General features: G+C 62.0%; 15 protein-coding genes, 1 tRNA gene, 1 other RNA gene and 1 pseudogene. 11 read left to right on the plus strand and 7 right to left on the minus strand.

Annotation, left to right across the window (positions count from 1 at the left end; genetic code table 11):
• Positions 1-10: 10 nt before the first annotated feature.
• Positions 11-1582 (plus strand): cation:proton antiporter, encoded by a 1572-nt coding sequence (locus CSING_RS00895; RefSeq protein WP_042528897.1) that lies wholly within the window; start codon positions 11-13, stop codon positions 1580-1582.
• A 24-nt stretch (positions 1583-1606) separates the two neighbouring features.
• On the plus strand, positions 1607-1942 hold the full coding sequence (locus CSING_RS00900) for a hypothetical protein (RefSeq protein ID WP_042528899.1): 336 nt from the start codon (positions 1607-1609) through the stop codon (positions 1940-1942).
• Between the two features lie 50 nt (positions 1943-1992).
• On the opposite strand, the gene CSING_RS00905 is transcribed toward CSING_RS00900, so the two are convergent.
• A tRNA-Ser gene (locus CSING_RS00905) sits at positions 1993-2081 on the minus strand.
• A gap of 199 nt (positions 2082-2280) precedes the next feature.
• On the opposite strand from CSING_RS00905, the gene ffs reads away from it, so the two are divergent.
• The 6 genes from ffs to recR all read left to right on the plus strand — a co-directional run bounded on the left by ffs (position 2281) and on the right by recR (position 8448).
• An RNA gene (gene ffs, locus CSING_RS13085) (signal recognition particle sRNA small type) lies at positions 2281-2379 on the plus strand.
• Positions 2380-2461: 82 nt separating this feature from the next.
• Positions 2462-3733: an aminotransferase class I/II-fold pyridoxal phosphate-dependent enzyme gene (locus CSING_RS00910; protein WP_042528901.1), complete on the plus strand. Its 1272-nt coding sequence runs from the start codon at positions 2462-2464 to the stop codon at positions 3731-3733.
• 84 nt (positions 3734-3817) lie between these two features.
• On the plus strand, positions 3818-4294 hold the full coding sequence (locus tag CSING_RS00915) for a suppressor of fused domain protein (protein WP_052471353.1): 477 nt from the start codon (positions 3818-3820) through the stop codon (positions 4292-4294).
• Between the two features lie 76 nt (positions 4295-4370).
• Positions 4371-7241 (plus strand): DNA polymerase III subunit gamma and tau, encoded by a 2871-nt coding sequence (locus tag CSING_RS00920; protein ID WP_042528905.1) that lies wholly within the window; start codon positions 4371-4373, stop codon positions 7239-7241.
• A 57-nt stretch (positions 7242-7298) separates the two neighbouring features.
• Positions 7299-7679, plus strand: a complete 381-nt coding sequence (locus CSING_RS00925) for a YbaB/EbfC family nucleoid-associated protein (protein WP_042528907.1) — start codon at positions 7299-7301, stop codon at positions 7677-7679.
• A gap of 112 nt (positions 7680-7791) precedes the next feature.
• A complete protein-coding gene (gene recR / locus CSING_RS00930) occupies positions 7792-8448 on the plus strand; it encodes a recombination mediator RecR (protein ID WP_039673215.1) in 657 nt (218 codons plus the stop codon).
• Between the two features lie 34 nt (positions 8449-8482).
• Here the strand turns inward: recR and CSING_RS00935 are convergent, their stop codons facing one another.
• The 5 genes and pseudogenes from CSING_RS00935 to leuA all read right to left on the minus strand — a co-directional run bounded on the left by CSING_RS00935 (position 8483) and on the right by leuA (position 16595).
• Complete coding sequence (locus CSING_RS00935) at positions 8483-9262, minus strand: type 1 glutamine amidotransferase (protein ID WP_042528909.1); 780 nt, start codon at positions 9260-9262, stop codon at positions 8483-8485.
• Entirely contained in the window at positions 9255-10541 is a 1287-nt protein-coding gene (locus CSING_RS00940) for a Mur ligase family protein (protein ID WP_042528911.1), read from the minus strand. Before CSING_RS00940 ends, CSING_RS00935 begins: the two co-directional genes overlap by 8 nt.
• A 420-nt stretch (positions 10542-10961) precedes the next feature.
• Positions 10962-12137: pseudogene (locus CSING_RS00945) on the minus strand (DNA polymerase III subunit epsilon); the annotation flags it as partial.
• Positions 12138-12186: 49 nt separating this feature from the next.
• Complete coding sequence (locus CSING_RS00950) at positions 12187-14376, minus strand: hypothetical protein (protein ID WP_042528915.1); 2190 nt, start codon at positions 14374-14376, stop codon at positions 12187-12189.
• A gap of 404 nt (positions 14377-14780) precedes the next feature.
• The gene (leuA, locus tag CSING_RS00955) at positions 14781-16595 is read right to left on the minus strand and encodes a 2-isopropylmalate synthase (RefSeq protein WP_042528918.1); all 1815 of its coding nucleotides are present in this window, start codon (positions 16593-16595) and stop codon (positions 14781-14783) included.
• 238 nt (positions 16596-16833) lie between these two features.
• Here leuA and CSING_RS00960 point away from each other — a divergent pair, with 238 nt between their 5' ends.
• Positions 16834-18117 (plus strand): mannosyltransferase family protein, encoded by a 1284-nt coding sequence (locus CSING_RS00960; RefSeq protein WP_236683997.1) that lies wholly within the window; start codon positions 16834-16836, stop codon positions 18115-18117.
• On the opposite strand, the gene CSING_RS00965 is transcribed toward CSING_RS00960, so the two are convergent.
• Positions 18114-18986: a DMT family transporter gene (locus tag CSING_RS00965; RefSeq protein WP_042528920.1), complete on the minus strand. Its 873-nt coding sequence runs from the start codon at positions 18984-18986 to the stop codon at positions 18114-18116. The two genes, CSING_RS00960 and CSING_RS00965, sit on opposite strands and share 4 nt — an antisense overlap.
• A gap of 146 nt (positions 18987-19132) precedes the next feature.
• Here CSING_RS00965 and CSING_RS00970 point away from each other — a divergent pair, with 146 nt between their 5' ends.
• Together CSING_RS00970 and CSING_RS00975 are read left to right on the plus strand one after the other, a co-directional pair.
• Positions 19133-20398 (plus strand): aspartate kinase, encoded by a 1266-nt coding sequence (locus CSING_RS00970; protein WP_042528922.1) that lies wholly within the window; start codon positions 19133-19135, stop codon positions 20396-20398.
• Positions 20399-20429: 31 nt separating this feature from the next.
• The gene (locus CSING_RS00975; protein WP_042528925.1) at positions 20430-21467 is read left to right on the plus strand and encodes an aspartate-semialdehyde dehydrogenase; all 1038 of its coding nucleotides are present in this window, start codon (positions 20430-20432) and stop codon (positions 21465-21467) included.
• The last annotated feature ends 51 nt before the right edge of the window (positions 21468-21518 follow it).

Here is a 21518-nt window from a genome sequence, read left to right on the forward strand (position 1 = left end):
GAAGCGCACTATGGAAGTTTTATTTGTCCTCATCGGTCTGATGCTGCTGACCGTCATTGTCATGGCGGTGGGGGACAAAATTGGACTTCCCTGGCCGGTGTTGCTCACGCTCCTTACGGCGATTTCTGTCTTTGTGTACGCCACGTTTTCGAGTGGTGAGTTCGAGTTCGCTGTGCCCGCGGATCTTATCCTTCCAATCTTTTTGCCGCCGCTGTTGTGGGCTCTGGCAAGGAAGACATCGTGGGGCGTGATTCGGGAACAGTGGATGACCATCCTTGCTCTCTCCGTGCTGCTCGTCGTGGCCACGACACTGGCCGTTGGATTCACTGCCTGGGCCTTCATGCCGGGCCTGGGCATCGCCGCAGCCATCCTCATTGGTGCAGCGATTGCCCCGCCGGACCCGGTGGCCGTGGAGGCAGTGGCAGAACCCGCCGGTATTCCCCGCCGTATCATCTCGGTGCTGCAGGTTGAGGGCCTGTTTAATGATGCCGCGTCCATCGTGGCCTTTCACCTCGCCCTTGAGGCCGTGACGAGCTCTGGGCAGATGCATGCCGGTCAGGCGGTTATGCGTTTCCTCTACTCGGCGGCCGTCGCTGCCATCCTGGGCCTTGTGGTGGGCCGTGTGTCCTCCTGGTTCATCGGTGCGGTGCACGAGGTCGTCGCCCGCAACGCGTTGACCTGGGTGATTCCCTTCGCCGTCTATATCGCAGCCGAGGAGCTTGGCGCCTCTGGCGTGATTGCCGTAGTGATCGCTGCGGTGGAGCTGCATTCTCGCGCCCCGGTTCAGGCCGAGGACCGACTCTCCGGTCAGTCCTTCTGGGAAACAGTTGAGCTGCTCTTTACTGGTGTGGCCTTTGGCCTTATCGGCCTGACGGTCTTCAGCGCGGTTGATGCCGTGGGCGCGGATCTGTGGCACGCAGTCATCGTCGGAGTCATCCTGTCCCTCGTGGCTTTCCTTGTGCGCATGGCCTGGATGTATACCTTCTACCTCATCAACCGGCGCCGGGGTAAGCCGCGTTTGGCGCCACTGCGCCGTCAAGAGGTGCTCGTCATGTCGTGGTCCGGCATGCGCGGACTGGTCACCCTGGCACTGGTTCTGTCCGTGCCGAGCGGCTTGAGCTTCTACAACGAGTTGACCGTCATCGCCCTTGTCGTGCTGCTCATGACCATGGTGATCCCCGGCCTGCTCCTGCCCTGGCTCATGCGGCAGCTGGACATCACCACCTACTCGCAGGCCGCCACCGATAAGATGCGGGCCACGATTACCTCCCGTGCTCGTAAGGCCGGCATTGCCGCGATGCGTTCCAAGTATGAGGAACTGGACCCCGACATCGCCGCCAATATTGCGCAGTGGTTTGAGGACCGGCTCGGTGAGGACGAGGATGGCGAGGATGCCACGACCCGTATGAAGATGGCTATTGAGGCTCGTGAATTGGCCTTGGCTGCGCGCACGACCGCCTTGGCCGGCGCACAGCAGGAATTGCTGCGACTGCGCCGCGATAGGGAGTTCAATCCCATGATTGTGGACGAAGTGCTTGTCGACGTCGACCGTATGTCCCTCGGCGCCAAAAAACGCGGCTGATGCGGCAGCGAAAGGAGAGCAACAATGGACGCTTTTGAGTATGCCCAGCTGGAGGACGGCTTGGACTACCTTTACGCCTTCTTTGATGAGGACCTCGAAGAACGCGTACGCGCCGGGCGTGAACTCCTGCCAGAAGGTATGGAAGACATCCTGGGGGACCATACCTTGGAGGACTTTGTCTGGCTGTGGATCAAGGAGCCCGGTCCCCGCGGTTTCCGCCAATACGTGCGTGATGGCGGTTATGACGAGTCAGAAATCTCCGAGGCTTTTCTCCTCGCCCGCACGGAGTGGGGCATGAACACGCCGCCGCACGTGGAGTGGCTCAAGGAGGACGGTGTCGAGGTCCCAGAGTTTCCCTGAAATACGAAAATCCCGGCTCACAACTCGGAAGCTGTGGCCGGGATTTCCACTGGCGGAGGATAGGGGATTTGAACCCCTGAGGGATGTGACTCCCGCACGCGTTCCAGGCGTGTGACATAGGCCGCTAGTCGAATCCTCCGCTGGAAAACATTACATGAGCCCCCTAATGAAGCAAAATCGCCTGGTCAGTGCGAAAATTGGTGTCCTCTTGGGTGGCGGACTGTGGATCGCGGTTCCTTCGTGGGGGCGCTGAGTGGTGCGGTGTGGGGCGGGCGAGGGTGACGGGCTGGGAGGGGTTGGCGGTTTGGCGTCGGCAAGCACGGCGCGCTAGGCTAGACCGCAGGATTCCGCGTGGCGTCCATCCTCTGAACTCCCCCAGGGCAGGAATGCAGCAAGGGTCAGGAGGCTCTGGCGGGTGCGCGGGGTCCCCTTTTTTATATGCGGTCTTTCGCACGGGGGAAGCGTACGAGAGTTACTATGGGTGCCATCTGTCCGCAACATGTCCCGGAAGGAAGAGGGATGTCGCTTTCTAATCTCGAGAAGTCTGAGCTCAACGAGCTTGCTGCCCAGGTGCGCAAGGATTACGAGGATCTCAAGGCCGAGGGTCTGAACCTCGATCTGACTCGCGGTAAGCCGTCCAAGGCCCAGCTGGATCTGTCCAACGATCTGCTCGTACTGCCAGGCCGTGGTCACTACACCGACGCTGCTGGCAATGACCTGCGTAACTACGGCAACCAGAAGGGCATTAAAGAGCTGCGTGATCTCTGGGGCAAACTAACCAACATTGACCCGGAACTGCTGGTCGCAGCCGATTCTTCTTCGCTCAACATCATGTATGACCTGATCCACTGCTCCTACAGCTTTGGTAACAACAGCTCTGAGCGCCCGTGGAACAAGGAAGAAACCGTCAAGTGGATCTGCCCTACCCCGGGTTATGATCGCCACTTCGCCATCACGGAGTCATTCGGCTTCGAGCTCATTTCCGTGCCGATGGAAGAGGACGGCCCAGATATCGAGGCCGTCGAGGAGCTGGCAAAGGACCCTCAGGTCAAGGGCATGTGGGTGGTGCCTATGTTCTCTAACCCGACGGGTGCGGTCATCTCTGAAGAAAAGACCCGCCGCCTGGCACGTATGGAGGCTGGTGCGCCGGACTTCCGCATCGTGTGGGATAACGCCTACGCCGTGCATACCCTCACCGAGGAATTCCCGGAGATCCTGCCGATTCTGGACATCGCCGAACAGGAAGGCAACCCCGACCGTTTCTGGGCCATGTCTTCCTCGTCGAAGATCACCTTCGCAGGTTCGGGCGTGAGCTTCTTCGGTTCCTCCGAGGACAACCTTGAGTGGTACCTCGAGCACGCTGGTATCCGCGGCATTGGTCCGAACAAGATCAATCAGCTTGCGCACTATGAGTTCTTTGGCTCCGCCGAGGGCGTGCGTGCCATCATGCGCCGCCACGCTGCGCTGCTGGCCCCTAAGTTTGAGGCGGTTCTGCGTATCTTGGACAAGCGTCTGAGCCAGTACGACGTGGCGGAATGGACCCACCCGAAGGGCGGCTACTTCATTTCTCTCAACGTTATGGATGGCACCGCTACCCGCGTGTGGGAACTGGCGCGTGATGCCGGAATTCTGCTTACCCAGGCTGGTTCGGCTTTCCCGTATGGCGAGGACGCTCGCGATCACAACATCCGCCTCGCGCCGTCCCTGCCGCCGCAGGAAGAGGTTGAGGCTGCGATGGATGGCGTGGCTACCTGTGTGCTGCTGGCCGCAGTGGAGAAACTGGAGGCTTAGGCCATCAACGCTGACGAGACGTCCTACTGGCTCGACCAGGTCATTCCGGTTGAGCTTGAGTTCAAGAACGTTGATGGGCATCGCTTGGGCCTAGCCGCGCTTGACGACGCCCAATCCCTCGCCGTCTCCTGCGACTTCGCGGACGTCGATACGGGCTTGGCTCATGCCGAACAAGGCGTGGACGTGCGCTGCGAGCTTCTTGCCGTGGCCCGTACTGGTCAGGCAGAAGTGGCTGCTGCGGTGAGTGCCGCAGCAGCCCTGCTCACGAAAGCTGCCGGCGTGTTACCTGCGCAGCCGGGCCTGCTGTTACCGAAGCTCTTTGTCGACGATGATGAGCGTTTCGCGCCGCTCACTGTTCGCCACGGCATGCTCATCGCGCCGTATTTGTGGGGAGGACAGACCCCGCAGGTGGCGGAGGACAAGCGCCTTACCCTTGTGTGCCAGCTGCTCATGCTGACTGATGCTGAATATGCCTTCGCTGTCGATGAAGGCGTGCCTGCTTTGCAGCAAGCCGTGGCGGAGCAGGGCATCGATTTGTTGGACTGGCAGCGCTCCGAGTAGCGGGGCGTTGGCGTCTTTTCGCCGAGGAATCTGGGGGTGATCCGGATGTCCGGGCGAGGCGCTAGACTGACTAACCGTGGCTCTTTACCGGAAATATCGTCCAGCAACGTTCGCGGAAGTGGTGGGCCAAGAGCAGGTCACCACGCCGTTGTCCGCCGCCCTTGACGCGGGGCGCATTAATCATGCGTACCTCTTTTCCGGCCCGCGTGGCTGCGGAAAGACTTCCTCGGCACGCATCATGGCCCGCTCCTTGAACTGCGAGCAGGGCCCCACGTCCACGCCCTGCGGCGTGTGTGATTCCTGTGTTTCTCTCGCCCCCGGTGGGCCGGGCAACCTCGACGTTACTGAGCTGGACGCTGCCTCCCATAACGGTGTGGAGGACATGCGTGAGCTGCGTGACCGCGCCTACTATGCGCCGGCGGAATCGCGCTACCGCATCTTCATCATCGATGAGGCTCACATGATTTCCGCCTCCGGCGCTAACGCCTTACTGAAGGTGGTGGAGGAGCCGCCGGAGCATGTCATCTTCATCTTTGCCACAACGGAACCGGAAAAGATCATCGGCACCATCCGTTCGCGTACCCATCACTATCCTTTCCGCCTGCTCACCCCGCCGGCGATGAAGGGCCTGCTGGAGCGCACTGTGGCCTCTGAGAATGTTCATGTGGATGACACTGTCTACCCCATGGTCATTCAGGCCGGCGGCGGTTCTCCCCGTGACACCCTGTCCATCTTGGACCAGCTCCTTGCCGGTGCCGGCCCGGATGGCCTGACCTATGACGTTGCCCGTCCACTCCTCGGAGTAACTGACCTAGGCTTGCTCGATAACACTGTGGAAGCCCTGGCCAGCCAGGATAAGGCGGCACTGTTTAGGCTTGTTGATGATGTCATCGAAGCCGGCCACGACCCGCGTCGCTTCGCCATCGATCTACTCGATCGCCTCCGCGATCTCATGATCATCCAGGCCGTGCCTTCAGCGTTGGAGGAAGGTTTGGTGTCCGCGCCGACTGACCGCGGGGACATCCTCACGGCCCAGGCCCAACGTTTCTCTGGACCGCAGTTGGCTTACCTCGCTGAAACCGTCAATGAGCGCGTATCATCGCTGCGCGGCGCAACCTCCCCACGTCTGCTGCTGGAGATTCTCTGCGCACACCTGATCGTGGGTTCGGCTCCCGCCGCCGCGGCTGCTGGCCACCTTCCAGCCGCTCAACCAGGCAGCGGTGCGCCGGCTGCCGGTGCCCCCGTCACTGGTCAGGCCGCGGTCAGCGGCGCACAGGGTTCCGCGCCTTCTCAGCGCCCGCAGTCTGCAGTCTCCAGCGCCCAGGATCCTGCCGCTGCAGCCGCCGCCATCATCGCGCAGCGCCGCAGCCGCCAGGCCGCGAAGCAGAATGCCTTACAGGGCCAGCAGCCCCAGCAGGACGCACAGCAGCTGAACCAGGCGGAGCCAAGCCTGCAGGGAAACCAACAGGCTGCCTCACAGCCACACGCGGTGCAGCAACCCGCTCACAGGCCCGAGCACAGCCTTGAGCGCAGTGTGGAGAACAGCTCGGAGCAGACACAAAACCAGTCGGAGCAGCAGCTGCAGCATGAAGAGCGCACTTCGTCGGAGGCACAGCAGCCTGCACCCACCGAGCAGACCGTTCAGCCTGAACCGGCGGAGCACTCGGCGCACTCGCAACCACAGCAGGGTACAGCTCCCCAGGATCTCGCAGCGGAGATCCGTTCCACGTGGTCCGATGTGCGAGCAACAATTGGCCGCCGCAATAAGGTCGCTGAGATCATGCTCGCGGAAGCCCGCGTTCTTGGAGTGCGCGATGAAACCCTCGTCTTGGGGCACACCACGGGCGCCCTGGCAGAGCGCATCAATTCGCCAGGAACAAACGAGGTCATCGTTGCGGTACTCAAGGAGGAACTCAACCGCGAGCTGAAGGTCACGTGCGTCATTGGCACCGACCCCAAGTCGCAGGGCTTCACCGTTGAGGAGCCAGCACAACGCGCCCAGTGGAACCCGAACCAACCGCAGCGTGAGGCCTCCGAGCCCGAAGAGGAGGCAGAGAGTCCGAAGCCCTCTAAGGCTCCTGATCAATCTGACGCTGCTCAGTCCGACACGGCTCAGTCCGACACGGCGGAAACTTCTGCCGTGCAGAAGGCCCAAAAACCAGCGGAGGAGCCGACTGGACAGCAACGGTCTCACACCCCTGAGCCGGAGGCAGAATCCGAGCCGGAAACTCAGCAAAAGCCGGAGCGGGCGCAGCAGCCTACGCCCCAGCACGAGGCGAGCGATGACCCTTGGGGAGCGCCGCGCCGTATTGGTGGACAGGAGCCGTCGTCTCAAACGACGGGGCACGGTCAGCGAGGTACGCTGTCACGACAGGACTCCGTGCGTGAGGAAACATCACCGCCAGAGTTGCAGCACAAAGCACAGGACCCGGCTGCACAGTCGTCCCTCCACCAGCGGACGGCGCCGCAGAATCCACAGCGAGACACACTGCAGCAGGACTCGCCGCGCCAGGATGTCCCACAGCGCGGCGCGGCGGTGCCCCCAAAGAGGGAGGCGCGTGGCAGCCAATGGCGATCACGCATTGCCCAAGCCAGCCAGGTAGCGGCCCAACGCGATGAAGAATTTTCCAAGGTTCCCCAGTTTGGAAACGGAGTTCCACTGCCGCCGGAGCCCGGCCCGGATGAAGGCGAATTCGAGGCCCCACCGGAGGAGTATGCACCGTCGGCGGGGATGGGCGGGACGTCGGAAAGCGCAGCTCAGAGCGCGGGATCGTCGCAGCAGGCGGAGCCACAGCGAGCCCCGGAACCGCAGCCGGCCTACACGCGCGATGACGAGGAACGCGAGATGATGGAGGCCGCACAGAGCGCTGGCGAGATGGACCACCGCAACGCCACCGAGGTCGCCATAGAGCTCCTTGCCCAAGAGCTGGGGGCGCGGCGACTATAGCGCGGCATCTGTACACTTGTCGGGTAGCGAAAATAACCGTGTGAAAGGATTTTTAGCATGACTGAGAACGATCCGATGCAGCAAGCAAACGACATGAACGACATCCTGGCGCAGGCCGCACGCGTCCAGGCAGAGCTGCAGAAGGCGCAGGAAGAAATCCTGGCCGCCACCGTCGAGGGCACCGCCGGCAACGGCCTGGTGAAGGTCACCATGACCGGTGGCGCAGAGCTGCAGGATGTCACCATTGACAAGTCCGTGGTCAACCCGGACGACATTGAGACCCTCCAGGACCTCATCGTGGGTGCCTTCAAGGAGGCGCACGCCGCCGCTGGCCGCCTGGCACAGGAGAAGATTGGTCCGCTGTCCCAGGGCATGGGCCAGTCCCAGCAGGACTACGATGGTCCTTCTTTCCAGGATGTCTTCGGCGGTAACCAGTAAGCCGCGCGTTAGACTTGAAGGCCGTTGTCGCTCTCCCCACAGAGGGCGGCGCGGCCTTTTGTTTATCCCCAGCCACCTAGGTTGGGGACCGTGACGTGAAGGGGAGCATTGCGTGTTTGAAGGACCACTGCAGGATCTCATTGATGAGTTCTCGCGCCTGCCTGGCATTGGGCCAAAGTCGGCACAGCGCATTGCCTTCCACGTGCTGCACCAGGACCCAGAGGACATTGACCGCCTGCAGAAGGCACTGGGCGCGGTGCGCGATGGCGTGACCTTCTGCCGCATCTGCTGCAACATCTCCCGCGAGGAGGTGTGCCGCATCTGCATTAACTCGCAGCGCGATGCCTCCACCATCTGTGTGGTGGAAGAGCCCAAGGACATTCAGGTCATCGAGCGCACCGGCGAATATGAGGGGCGCTATCACGTGTTGGGCGGTGCTTTGGACCCGCTGGCGAATGTGGGGCCGAAGGATCTCAACATTTCTCAGCTGCTGCAGCGCCTTGGTGGCGTGCTGCCGGACCGTGAGCTGGCGGATTCCACCCCTGAGGAACCGCTGTACGATGACACACCCGAAATCACCGAAGTTATCCTCGCTACCGATCCCAATACGGAGGGCGAGGCGACGGCGGCCTACCTCGTTCGTCTGCTTCGTGATTTCCCAGGGCTGAAAATCACGAGGCTGGCGTCCGGCATGCCGCTGGGTGGTGACCTTGAGTTCGTTGATGAACTCACGCTTTCCCGCGCGCTCAGCGGCCGCCTGACGGTGTAGCCGGGGGACACCGTCCCCCACGTTGCTCCGCGTTCTAGCGCTGGGAGCGCGGCGGCTCCGAGGCGTTGAAGCGCTCGGTGCGCAGACGGTCGATGGCAGGAATGTCAAGCGGCTCAAGCTCACTGAGGGCCACTCCCAGTGCCTTGGCCAGAAGAAGGTCAGCCAACTGCGGGTTACGTGCTAGAACCGGGCCATGCATGTAGGTGGCGATGACGCTGCCCTGAACCGCACCCTCGGCGGCGCGCTGTGCAGCGCCGTCGGACAGATCACAGGTGGCCGCGGTGTCGGCGTTGCCGGTGCCGCGGGTGAGCTTGCCCAACGGCTGGGCAGCGGGGCCGAGGATGGTGGCGCCCATGTGGTTTTCAAAGCCGCTGAGTGGCTCGGTGAGTTCGGCAGTGATGCCAGCCTTCGTTGGCTTGGAAGCGACTTCACCAATGGCGCGCTCGGTCATGGAGGCGGTGGTGGCGTCGAGAAGACCCACACCATCGACAACGCGGCCCGACGCGCGGAAAGACTCGCCGAGTACTTGAAGTCCTGCGCAAATAGCCATGATGGGGCGGCCGGCAGCGGCAGCGCGGCTAAGGCCCCCATCAGCAATGAGGTGCTCCGCCGCAAGAATCTGCGCTGTGTCTTCGCCGCCGCCGACGGTGTAGACGTCGAGGGAATCCGGAACTGGCTCGCCCAGTTTGATGGGCACAATCTCTGCTTCACAACCGCGCATGCGGGCGCGCTGGCGCAGGACGAGGGCGTTGCCATCGTCGCCGTAGGTGCCCAGAACGTCCGGAAGGATGAGACCAATCTGCAGGTTAGTCATTCTCGTGCTCCTTTACTGCGGCGGTGAGTGCCTTCTTCAGATCACGGAAGGCGGTGTAGTTGGCCAGGACCTCGACGCGTCCTTCCGGGCAGGATTGAATGGCGGTGAGGGGGTCGTCGATAAGCTCGTGCGAAATATCCGCATACACCAGGCGCACGGCAAGGTCTGCGGCGCGCTCACCAGCGGCTTTGACGGCGATACCCTCGAAATCTTCGAAGCGCACGTCCCACAGCCAGGACATGTCGATGCCGTCTGCGACGTGACCATTGGTGGCAATGACCAGGCCATCAGCATCACGGTCCACCATGGACAGCGCCTCCTGCCAGCCGGCCGGGTTCTTGGCCAGAAGCAGACGAATAGTGCGGTTGCCCAGCGTGATGGTGGAGTAGCGTCCGGCCACATCGTCGACGCCTTCAGCAGCGGTAATGGCCTTGTGGCGATCCACACCGAAAGCCTCGACGGCGGCGGCAACAGCTTGTGCGGCATTACCGCGGTTGGCGCGCCCGGGGAGAGCAAGCCTGAGCTTATCGACGCCCCCAGGGCTCACAATTCCTTCCTCCGTCACCGCCCACGTGGGGGTGGGGCGGCGGAACTCGCGCCCATCGGGCAGCGGCTTCACCGCGCGCCAGTCCTCGCCATCGCGAACGATGTGGCCGCCCGTACGCGGGCAGGTCACGGATTCACCCATCCAGCCCGCCCCCGCGGAGACCCAGATGACGTTCTTCGCGTCATAGGCCACGGACGTCATGAGGACATCATCGCAGTTGGCGACGACGAGCATGTCCGGATGCGCTTCTACTGCGCCACGCAGGGCGCGCCCGATCTTGTTGATTTCGCCTACGCGATCCAGCTGGTCACGCGAGAGGTTGAGCAGTACCAGTGCCGTGGGGTTGAGGTTATCTGCCACGTGCGGAACGTGCAGCTCATCAACCTCCAGCACGAGGTGGCTTGCATCCTTTCCAGCGAGGAGCGCGGAGATGATGCCGGCGTCCATGTTGTCGCCGCCATCGTTGGTTGCCACGGCGTGTTCGGTGCGTACTGCCGCGGCCAGCATGCGGGTTGTGGTGGACTTACCGTTGGTACCAGTCACCAAAATGGATGGGCGCTGCCTGGCCAAGTTCTGCATGATGGTGGGGTCAATGGCGCCGGCGATGAGGCCGCCGATCATGCCGCCGGCGCCGCGGCCGGTAGCGCGCGAGGCGGTGGTGGCCAGCGATGCAGCAGTTGTGGCCACCGCGGTGCGCGCTGACTTCAGCGCGCTTCGGAAGTTAAAATTCATGTTCCCCAGGGTAGTCGGGGGACGCTAGTTATCGGTGGTGCGGGAGCGGTTGTGTCCCGAGTTTTGCTGGTTCTGCTGGTGCTGGCCGCCCTGCCCACGCCGGCCACGCCCACCGCGGCGGCGCCGACGGCGGCCAGTGTTGTTGCCGCTCTTGTGGTTGGAGTTGTTGCCGCTCTTGTTGTTCTTGTTGGAGGACGCAGCGTTGTCCTGGTGGGACGCAGAACCGTTGTTGCCGGAGTTGCCCTGGGAGTTCTTGTGGCTCTGGTTCTTGTTCTTCGCGCCCTGGCCGTTGCCGGAAGATTTCCGCCGCGAGCGGCGGCGGTTCTTGCTGGAGCGGTTACGGCTAGTGTTCCCGCCAGAGCCTCCGTGATTGGCCCGCTGGCCGTTGTTTCCTCCGCCAGATCCGGAGCTGGTGTCTGATTCTTCTGGCTCTTGGGCGTCTTCGATGCGCTCGAGTGCGGCAAGGAAGGCGGTATCGGACATCAGGGGGATGTCTTTGCGGTGCGCATGCATGGGCTTGCCCACGAGGTCGGTGGTGATATTGCAGACCACGAGGGAGGTTTCCCGGGTGAGCTTTTCTGAGTAGTTGAGCTCCTCGCGCGCGAGTGCCGCGATGATGGTATCGGGATCCTCGGTGATCTCTGGGGCGACCACGATTTCCATGCCACGAATGAGCTCCTTGCCCGGCACATAGGGGCCGGGGTTGTGGTGCTGGCGGGGTGCTTCGGCGGCGTCGACGCGCACATGGGAGCGCTGTAGGCCGAAGCGATCCGCACGCAGTTCCTCAGGGGATGCGGCGCTCACAACGCCGTCGCGCTGCGCGCGGTAGAGCGACACGAGCAGGCGAGTGGCCTCACGGGACGTTTCCTTCTCCGGGCGCTGGGCGCGCTCGACCGTGGCTGTGGGGGAGTCCACGTCCAGGCCGGTAGCGCGGGCGACAGCCGCCAGACGGATATCCGTGCCCCACACGCCTTGGCGGCGCGCCGTGGCGAGGGTATCGATGATGCTCACCGGGGTTGGCACGTGGCCCACCTTGACGCGGCGACGGCGACCCTTGTTGCGGTTTCGGTTGCGTGCGCGGTTCTGACGCGCGGCTGCGGTCATCGCTCGGCGGGCTTCCGCAACGATGAAACCCCAGGTGAAGGTGGTGTCGTGCACAATGAGTGTGCGGCCGTCAATAAGCCTGTCAAGGGGCTTGAGCAGCGAGGAGAAGGATTGCCCGGCCTTAATCTCCTCCACGCTCAGTCCGTGGAGGTGGCGTGGGCCCGGGTCACCATCGGGATTGATGACGGCGTGGAACTCTTGGCCGACCTCCCCATCGTCATTCAGCGTCAGCGCATCAACGGTGAGCAGATTTCCTGTTGACGGGTGAATGCCCGTGGTCTGAATCGTCAGCGCGACATAGGGAAACGCTGCCAGTGCTTCCTCACGGGCGGTGTCCCGAGAGGCGTTGTTGCCCTTGGCGGGCGTGGACTTCTCCGTGGATTGAGGACGCGGGCCGGGCTTCGGGGCGCTTGTGCTTGGCGACGCCACGGCCGCAGCTCCCCCAGCGCTGTGGTGCGCTGGAGGTTCGGTGGGGCCGGGTGTCGTAGTCATTGTTCACAGTTTAGTACCCGGTCCTAGGGAACGAGGAAAGGGCACACTCTTAGCGGCTCGGTGAGGCAGGGGAGGGCTTGCTTTCCCTCTCCATCTTCTTGAGCTGGCCCGGAGGAATCCACTGTGGCTTGTCCGGTTTAGCCGGTTTTCCTGGCTTTTTGGCCGGTTCATCGACCTCCGGCTGCGGCAGTGGATGCGGCTCCGGACTCGGCTCATCATCCTCTGGCTCCACCACCGTCGTAAGCTCCACCACTATCGTAAGCTCTATCTCCGGCGTCGGCTCCTCTGTCGTGGGGGCCGGCGTCGGCTCCTCTGCCGCACTGGGGACCGGCGTCGGCTCCTGTGGTGTTGAGACGGGTGTCGACGGTTCGACCGTTGCAGCAGGTTCGAGAGGCGCGGCTGGAATGACAGTGACATCCTCGGAAATCTCCGGAGCTGGCTCGTCAGTGCCTGATCCGTGAGGAGGGAGTGTTGGCACGAAGGGGACGACGACTTGGCCCTCCTCAGGTGTCGAACGATCCTGCTCAGTGGGGGCAGATGGCGTGGGCTGCGGAACGTATGGAACAGACGTCGGGCGTGGCTGCGGAGCGTACGTCGGTTGCGAGGCAGCTGCGCGCGGAGTTGTCTCCGGCGCTGGCTGTGTGGTGGCCTTCGGCGGAGTCGGCTTTGCCTGGGCAGTTGGCGTTGGCTTGCGCGTTACGCTGGGCTTCGGTTGTGCCTGGCGGGTGGGCCGTGCAGCGGTGGCGGCGGCGCCAGAACCCGAGTCGCGGATGGGCGCGGAATCTGATTCTGCGCCGAGACGCTCGCGGCGGCGAGGAGCGTCCTGCGTCGCAGTGCGGCGCGGAGACGTGTGGGCTTCGGTGGCTTTCGACGTCGGGGACGTGCGTCCTTCGCGGTGCGCGCCGCGGTCGTTGCGCTCTGGGGCAGAGCCGGTGCCGGTGGCTTGGGCGGTGCCACGGGGGACGTCGACAAGCGCAGTAGTGTCAGCGGCCCTGTCGCTTGCTGCCGTGGCAGAATCGGAGGACTCACCAGCGGAGGGATTCCTGAAACCTTGGGACACTACGTCACGCAGAGGCGATGGACCATCCCACAACAGCTCCGAGTCCACGCCCAGCACTGCACTCTTTTCCGACCACTCGGGGCCCTCCACGCCAGTGGAGTCCGCGGTGTTTTCGTCATCGGCCGCACGAGGATTGATGTGGGGATTGTTGTACACCTCCAGAGCCGAGCCCGTGATGTGCTCCTGGGAGGAATTGAGGGAAGCCAATGAGGCGGCAAAATTGGCGGTGCCGCCGATGATGATGGCAACGCTGGCTGCAGAGGCGAGCTTCAACCCAGTGCTCGCTGCCGCGAATTTAGAGCCAAAGGAGGCCGTGGACGCGGCATCATCCATGGAGTTCAGCGAAACAACGGGAGAATGCGGGCTCGGGGATGTACCAACAAACGGGGTGGGAGAGCTAGCCCCGTTGGCCTCAGCACGAGCAGCGGCAACGGCAGCACCTGCGGTAGCGGCGGCGAGAGCGCCCGCGGTCTTCAAAAATGGAGAGCCGCTGGTCGTGTCGTTTGGGATGAAGAGGGTAAGAGTAGGCGTGCCATTGTCCGCCGAATAGTAGGCACGAGTTACGGCAACCAGGTCCTCGCGGTTGACGTTAGTGATGGCATGCGCAAGCCACTCGGCCTCTTCATAAGGAATCGTGGCGATGAGTGTTGTATCCGCGAAGACCTGAATGTGGTGCTGGAACAAACCGCGTTTGTTCTCCACCCGCACGAGCAGGTGAGCGGAATGGTTCGACAGTCCATCGTCAGAAATTTCAAAATCGGTGATACGTAGGGGAGTGTCACCTTCGAGCAGGTGCCAGCGATCAGCGGGCGGGTTGTTGCTAGGTACGCACAAGCCGGGCTCCGGAAGGAGGACTTCGACGACAGGAGTTGTGTCATCCTCGCAGTCCAAGCACAGGCTCACCCTTGCGGTAACTTGTGGGCTCAACCCAGCGAGCATCACCCAATCCAGCTCGCCATAGTCGGCGGATTGGGCCGCAGAGACCATGCCCACCACGGTGTCGTCGTGGCGTACTCTGAAACCAGAACTGGAGTGGCCGCATAAGGTCACCGTGACCTCATGAGAGTCCCCTGCCTCAGCGAGCAATTCAAGGAAAAGATCGGGGTTTACATTGTCGACGGTGAGGTGGCGAGGATCACCAAAGCCCGCGTGGGGAACCACATAATTGGTGACCGTCATAATGCTCGCCTTCGTGGCTGGCTCGAGCGCACGGTGCGGGCGACGAGAGTGAGAGTGTGTGTCGGCGCGGGCACCAAGGCGCTGAGTTGCAGCCGGGACATATCCCTTAAAAAGATGGTAAAAAAATTTTCAAAATTGTCTGTGTGTATTCACCATACAGGGGGAAACGTTCTGCCGACAAGCTGACGTGTCCTGCACAATGTCACATTCCATAATTGTGACAAAAAATATTGCACAGGTGTGCTCTGGAGGGGACCGGCGTCGAATGTAAAAGGTATCAATACAATCCGCGATAGGGGTAGGTGCAAGCGCTAGGAAAAGCATTATGCCCGTCGTGTTATCCCGATATTCGGGGCTAGGACGACGGGCGGGGGATGTCTGTACTTGTGTGCAGCTAACGAGTGCTAGTTGGCGCGGTTAATGGCTGAGGTGATCGCGTTGATGGAAGCGCGCGTGGTCGAGCCTGCGATTCCAGCACCCCAAACGTGGGTACCGTTGACCTCCGCAGCGATGTAGCAGGCCGCCTCGGCATCATCACCAGCACTACGAGAGTGCTGGGAGTAATCCATGACCTCGAAGTCGATGCCGACGCCTTCCAGGGCGTTGGCATAAGCGGCCACCGGGCCGTTGCCGCTGCCGGAGACAACGTGGTTCTCGCCGTTATAGGTGATCGTGGCGGTTACCTTCGCGTCCTCAGAATCCGTCGTGGAGTTATCAACGTGGAAAGATTCCAGCTCCAGCGGGGTGGTGCGGTCCAGGAACTCGGTGGCGAAGATATCCCACATGTTCTTGGAGTTAACCTCGCCTCCCTCGGCGTCGGTCACCGCCTGCACCGCGGAGGAGAACTCTGCCTGCATTGCGCGCGGCATGTTGATGCCGTGGTCGGTCTTCATGATGTAGGCAACGCCACCCTTGCCGGACTGCGAGTTCACGCGGATAACAGCCTGGTAGTCGCGGCCGACATCCTTTGGGTCGATGGGCAGGTAGGGAACCTCCCACGTGGTCTCGCGCAGCTCCTCCCACGACACGTCGGTGTTGTTCGCTCCCGGGCGGACCACCTGGGCCAGGGCGTCGAGCCCCTTGTTGATCGCATCCTGGTGAGAGCCGGAGAACGCCGTGAAGACGAGCTCGCCACCATAGGGGTGGCGTTCCGGCACGCGCAGCTGGTTGCAGTACTCCACGGTTTCGCGGATCTTGGGCAGGTCGGAGAAGTCGATTTGTGGGTCCACCCCCTGGGTGAGCATGTTCAAACCCAGGGTGACGATGTCCACGTTGCCCGTGCGCTCGCCGTTGCCGAACAGGCAGCCTTCGATGCGGTCGGCGCCGGCCAGGTAGCCCAGCTCGGCGGCAGCGATGCCTTCACCGCGGTCATTGTGCGGGTGCAGGGACATGATGATCGAATCGCGCTTGTCAAAGTTGCGGTGCATCCACTCGATCTGGTCGGCATAGACATTCGGGCTTATCATCTCCACCGTGGATGGCAGGTTGATGATCATCGGGTTCTCCGGGGTGGCCTCCATGATGTCCACAACCGCGTCGCACACCTCTACGGCAAAGTCCAGCTCGGTTCCGGTAAAGGACTCCGGCGAGTACTCCCACCGCCAGTTGGTGTCCGGGTAGTCCTTGGCAATACCCTTGATGAGCTCCGCAGCATCCGTTGCCAGCTTCTTGATGGCGGGACGGTCCTTGCGGAAAACCACGCGGCGCTGCAGCTTGGACGTGGAGTTGTAGAAGTGCACGATGACATTCTTGGCGCCTTCGCAGGCTTCAAAGGTGCGGCGGATGAGGTGCTCGCGCGCCTGGACCAAGACCTGGATAGTGACGTCATCAGGGATTTTGTTGCCCTCAATGATCTCGCGCACGAAGTTGAAGTCCGTCTGGGACGCAGACGGGAAGCCCACCTCAATCTCCTTGTAGCCCATCTTTACCAGCAGGTCGAACATGCGGTGCTTGCGCTCTGGGCTCATTGGATCGATGAGGGCCTGGTTGCCATCGCGCAGGTCGACGGCGCACCACTGCGGGGCAACCGTAATCTTCTTATCCGGCCATGTGCGATCCGGCAGTTCTACGGGCTCAACTTCTTGGGCGAAGTTCTGGTAGCGCCCTACGGGCATGGAGGAACCGCGCTGCTTGTTCCACGCGGGCTGGTTCTCATTGCGTGGGCCGTTGGGGGTGGTGATGTCACGCGGAGCGGAGATAAAAGAATCGTTGGGGGACATGGAGGTTTCTCTTCCTTGGGGCTGTGGCTGTGTGTGATGACGGCCAGCTGCGGTGGGCTAAGCATCACCGCGCTCCGCGACGGGGCGCTGGCCGTGAAAGACGAACCTAAATCCCGCCGCGGCTACTAAGGAGAAGGGTGTGCCGCAATGTCATGTGAGCCACAATACAGCGCCTCTCACTCTGTGGCAACCGATTTCACATGTTGGGATCTGGGTGGGGGTGGTTACGATGTTCATTGTGACTGAAGAGAAACTCGATCTGAATGCTGCGGAATCGGAGCGTGAATCCGCGCTTGTCGGCACCCCTCCCGAGCTCCACCCGGGGGATGACGACTGTGGTGTTGAGCAACGTGACGGGCAGGGTGGCGAACATGGTGAAGGGGAAGGTGAGGAGCGGGCCGAAAAGGGTGAGGCTACATCTGGCTTCGGCTACATTGCCCTGATTCTTCCGGCCGTTGCCGTTGCTGTCATTGGTGCAGCCGTGCGCATCGGAGTGCTGCGTCTTCTGAGCTCGGTTCATGAGCGTGAACTGTGGGATCAGCTGCTGGCGTGGGACGCCAAGTACTACCTTGAAATCGCTCGTGTTGGCTATTTTGATGCTGACATCACCACCGATGGTCCGATCCATGAAACCACCATGGCTTTCTTTCCGGGCTTCCCCATGGTGCTGCGCGCGCTCGGCTGGACAGGGCTGAGTCTGGAGCTTTCGGCTCTTCTTATTAATACGGTATTTACTGCGGTCATGGCTGCGGGTGTCATGGTGCTGGCGCGCCGGATTGGCGCTGGCCGCGCTGGCCAAGTGGCGGCGGCATTCGTGGTGACGAGCGCGCCGATGTCTATCGTGTTCTCCATGCCCTATACGGAGGCGCTGTTTGGTGCGCTCGTGGTGTGGGGGTTGGTGGCCTTGGACCAGCGCGCCTGGTGGTGGGCCGGTGCCTTGGGCTTCCTCCTGTCCTTTGTCCGGTTAACCTCCGTGGACTTTCTTGCCGTCTTCGGTCTGTGGGTACTCATCTACGGTCGCCGGACATGGCAGGCGTGGGTGAGCCTCATCATCGCTGCGCTTCCGCTGCCTGCTTACCTGCTGTGGGCACAGCGCTACCTGGCAGATGTGGGCGGCTACTTCGGAATACAGACCAAACACTGGCATTCCACCTTCGATGGTGGAGTTGCCACCGCGACCTTTGTGTGGGAAACCCTGACGAAGAACAACAATGTGGGATATCTGCTCTCCGTGCTCGTCATCTTGGGTACTGTCGTCCTCATTGTGGCGTCGTGGGGCAAGGCGAACCCGGTGGCGTGGTGGTTTAGCGTAGCTCTTGCAGCGAACGTCCTGTTGTCAGACGGAATTATGCACTCGCGTCCTCGTTTGCTGCTGCCCGTCGCGCTGCTTCTTGTGCCGTGGACGGTGCGTGCTGTAGCTGCGCTGCCGCGTCGCATGTCCTGGCTGGGTAGTGCAGCATGGGTCGTCTGGTCGGCGTGGTTTTCCGCCTACATGATTGTCGTGTTTGAGTGGGCTATCTAGCGCGGTGACTGATCGGTGCGTCGAGCCGTGCCGGTGTTGACGGGAAGACGCGACAGGACAACCGTGGCGATAACCATGATGGCCAACGAGCCGCCCATGACGCACCAGCCCACGCTAGAGTTCACCTGGAACTTTTCTCCCAGCACCCAGTAGCCCAGGCCGAAGGCCACGATGGGTTCCATGATGGTCATAGCCGGCAAAGAGTGCGCGAGGGCGCCGGCGTGGAAAGAATACTGCTGAATGACCGTGCCACCCCCTGCGAGCCCAATGAGCGTGTAGAGCTCCCAACTGCCCAGCATGGCCGCGACACCTTCGTGGGAAAAGATGTCCACGACCGCTTTAGCTACCAGCGCAACGTAGCCATACAGAATGCCGCACGCTGTGCCGAGCGCCAGGGCGGATTCCTTTGGGCGGTTATAGGCGGCGACGAACAGCGCGGCCAACGCCACGGCGCCGACGGCGAAAGCGGGCCACCATTGGGACCACGTGGGCGTCGACAAGCCCTTGGTAGGACGCCCATACACAACGAGGATGCCCACGGCGATGGTCAGCGCCACGCACCAGGTGATCTCGCGGGCAGGCATGCGGCGCCGCGAATACCACGCCGCAAGCGGCAGCGTGAACATGAGCGAAAGCACAAGAATGGGCTGCACGATAAGCAGTGTTCCGAAATGAAGGGCGATGAGCTGCAACACATACGCCACCACAGCAGCGCCAGTACCCACCCACCACAGGGGGGTTCGCAGTGCAGTGCGCATCACGCTGGTGGAGCTGGCGTCGAGCACAATACGGTGACGAATCACCGTGCCCCACGCAATGACCAGCGCCGAGGCCAGTGCAAAAGCAACGGCAACCACATTAGAAAGCATCGTATCCACCCTACCCGGAATTAAAGTGCGTTTGGTGTTTCGGTCGCGCTGTGAGGGCGGTAGGCTAAAGGAGTTGACTGCCGGTCTATAGGTATTGGGCGGTGAACAGGTATTGGCCCTCACGAAAACGAAAGGTGGGACCATCAGTGGCCCTAGTCGTACAGAAATACGGGGGATCCTCCCTCGAAAGCGCAGAGCGCATCCGCGCCGTCGCGGAGCGCATTGTAGCGACGAAGAAGCAGGGTCACGACGTCGTCGTCGTGTGCTCCGCCATGGGAGACACCACCGATGAGCTCCTTGACCTTGCCGCTGAAGTAAACCCGGTCCCACCGCAGCGTGAGATGGATATGCTGCTCACCGCCGGTGAGCGTATTTCGAACGCCCTCGTGGCGATGGCGGTGGAGTCTTTGGGTGCCCAGGCGTGTTCTTTCACTGGCTCCCAGGCCGGCGTGCTCACCACTGAGCGCCACGGTAATGCCCGGATTATCGATGTCACCCCAGGCCGCCTCACCGAGGCTCTCGACGAAGGCAAAATTTGCATTGTCGCCGGTTTCCAGGGCGTGAACAAGGACACGCGTGATGTCACCACCCTCGGCCGCGGTGGCTCAGACACTACTGCAGTCGCTCTTGCGGCAGCGCTCAAGGCAGATGTATGCGAAATCTACTCGGACGTGGACGGCGTCTACACCGCTGACCCGCGCATCGTGCCGAATGCCCAGAAGCTGGAAAAGCTTTCCTTTGAGGAAATGCTGGAACTGGCAGCAGTGGGCTCCAAGATTTTGGTTCTGCGCAGCGTCGAGTACGCCCGCGCGTTCAACGTTCCTATGCGAGTTCGCTCGTCTTATTCAAACGACCCCGGCACGCTCATCGCCGGTTCAATGGAGGATATCCCCGTGGAAGAAGCAGTACTTACCGGCATCGCTACCGACCGTTCCGAGGCCAAGGTCACCGTCCTCGGCATCCCGGACCGCCCAGGGGAGGCCGCCAAGGTCTTCCGTGCCATTGCGGATGCAGAGATCAACATCGACATGGTCCTGCAGAACGTCTCTTCCCTAGAGTCCGGCACCACTGACATCACCTTCACCTGCCCGCGCGCAGATGGCCCGCGCGCCATGGAGCTTTTGGCCAAGCTCAAGCAGGATGGCCACTGGGCCAATGTGCTGTACGACGACCAAGTAGGCAAGGTGTCCCTCGTCGGTGCCGGCATGAAGTCCCACCCGGGAGTTACCGCAGACTTCACCGAGGCGTTGCGTGATGCCGATGTCAACATGGAGCTCATCTCTACCTCCGAGATTCGCATTTCTGTGCTTACCCGCGAGGCAGACCTGGAGAAGGCTGCCGTCGCACTGCATGAGAAGTTCCAGCTGGGTGGCGATGAGATTGCTACCGTCTACGCTGGTACCGGACGCTAGAGAACGCACTAAGGATCAAGGAGTTAACGTCATGACCACTGTTGCAGTTGTAGGCGCCACCGGGCAGGTCGGCCGCGTGATGCGGTCCATCCTGGAAGAGCGCAATTTCCCGGCTGACACGGTCCGTTTTTTCGCCTCCGCGCGCTCGGCAGGCCAAGAACTGACTTTCCGTGAGGACAAGGTTGTTGTGGAGGATCTGGCGGAGCAGACCGTAGAGAGCCTCGCCGGAATTGATATCGCGTTGTTCTCTGCGGGCGGTTCTACCTCCAAGCAGTACGCTCCACTCTTTGCGGAGGCGGGTGCCACCGTGGTGGATAACTCCTCCGCCTGGCGCAAGGATCCCGAGGTTCCGCTTATTGTCTCCGAGGTGAACCCGCAAGAGGCGAAGAACGTTGCCAAGGGAATTATTGCGAACCCGAACTGCACCACGATGGCAATTATGCCGGTCACTAAGGCGCTTCACGACGCCGCCGGTCTCACCACCATGCGCGTGGCCTCCTACCAGGCAGTCTCTGGCTCCGGCCTCGCTGGTGTGGAGACACTGGCCAAGCAGGTCGCATCCCTGGGCCACCAGAACGTGGAGTTGGCGCATGACGGCTCCGTGCTCGACGTCTCTGAGGACGAGCTCGGCCCTTACGTGGCCCCGATTGCCTATAACGCGTTGCCGATGGCCGGCAACCTCGTTGACGATGGCTCGGAGGAGACCGATGAGGAGCAGAAGCTGCGCAACGAGTCCCGCAAGATTTTGGGCATCCCTGAGCTGAAGGTTTCTGGTACCTGCGTCCGTATTCCGGTCTTCACCGGCCACACCATGGTCGTCCACGCGGAATTTGAGAAGCCGATTACCCCGGAGCAGGCCCGCGAGGTTCTTTCCAATGCCTCCGGTGTCAAGGTCGTCGACGTTCCAACCCCGCTGGCTGCCACCGGCATTGACCTCTCCCTGGTGGGGCGTATCCGCCAGGATCAGACGGTCGCGGACAACAAGGGACTCGTCTTCGTCGTCTCCGGTGATAACCTCCGCAAAGGCGCAGCCCTCAACACTATTCAGATTGCGGAGCTGCTGGTCTAAGACGCCGCACCCATAGGGTGCGCCCGAAAAGGACCGAGAGGTCCGGGATGC

Source organism: Corynebacterium singulare, from assembly GCF_000833575.1.
Classification (GTDB): Bacteria; Actinomycetota; Actinomycetes; order Mycobacteriales; family Mycobacteriaceae; genus Corynebacterium; species Corynebacterium singulare.

Excerpts from the sequence above, each read along its gene's own strand:
- CSING_RS00895 (WP_042528897.1), top strand. The coding sequence starts at position 11 with ATGGAAGTTTTATTTGTCCTCATCGGTCTGATGCTGCTGACCGTCATT.
- CSING_RS00900 (WP_042528899.1), top strand. The coding sequence starts at position 1,607 with ATGGACGCTTTTGAGTATGCCCAGCTGGAGGACGGCTTGGACTACCTT.
- CSING_RS00910 (WP_042528901.1), top strand. The coding sequence starts at position 2,462 with ATGTCGCTTTCTAATCTCGAGAAGTCTGAGCTCAACGAGCTTGCTGCC.
- CSING_RS00925 (WP_042528907.1), top strand. The coding sequence starts at position 7,299 with ATGACTGAGAACGATCCGATGCAGCAAGCAAACGACATGAACGACATC.
- CSING_RS00935 (WP_042528909.1), bottom strand. The coding sequence starts at position 9,262 with ATGACTAACCTGCAGATTGGTCTCATCCTTCCGGACGTTCTGGGCACC.
- CSING_RS00940 (WP_042528911.1), bottom strand. The coding sequence starts at position 10,541 with ATGAATTTTAACTTCCGAAGCGCGCTGAAGTCAGCGCGCACCGCGGTG.
- CSING_RS00950 (WP_042528915.1), bottom strand. The coding sequence starts at position 14,376 with ATGACGGTCACCAATTATGTGGTTCCCCACGCGGGCTTTGGTGATCCT.
- leuA (WP_042528918.1), bottom strand. The coding sequence starts at position 16,595 with ATGTCCCCCAACGATTCTTTTATCTCCGCTCCGCGTGACATCACCACC.
- CSING_RS00965 (WP_042528920.1), bottom strand. The coding sequence starts at position 18,986 with ATGCTTTCTAATGTGGTTGCCGTTGCTTTTGCACTGGCCTCGGCGCTG.
- CSING_RS00975 (WP_042528925.1), top strand. The coding sequence starts at position 20,430 with ATGACCACTGTTGCAGTTGTAGGCGCCACCGGGCAGGTCGGCCGCGTG.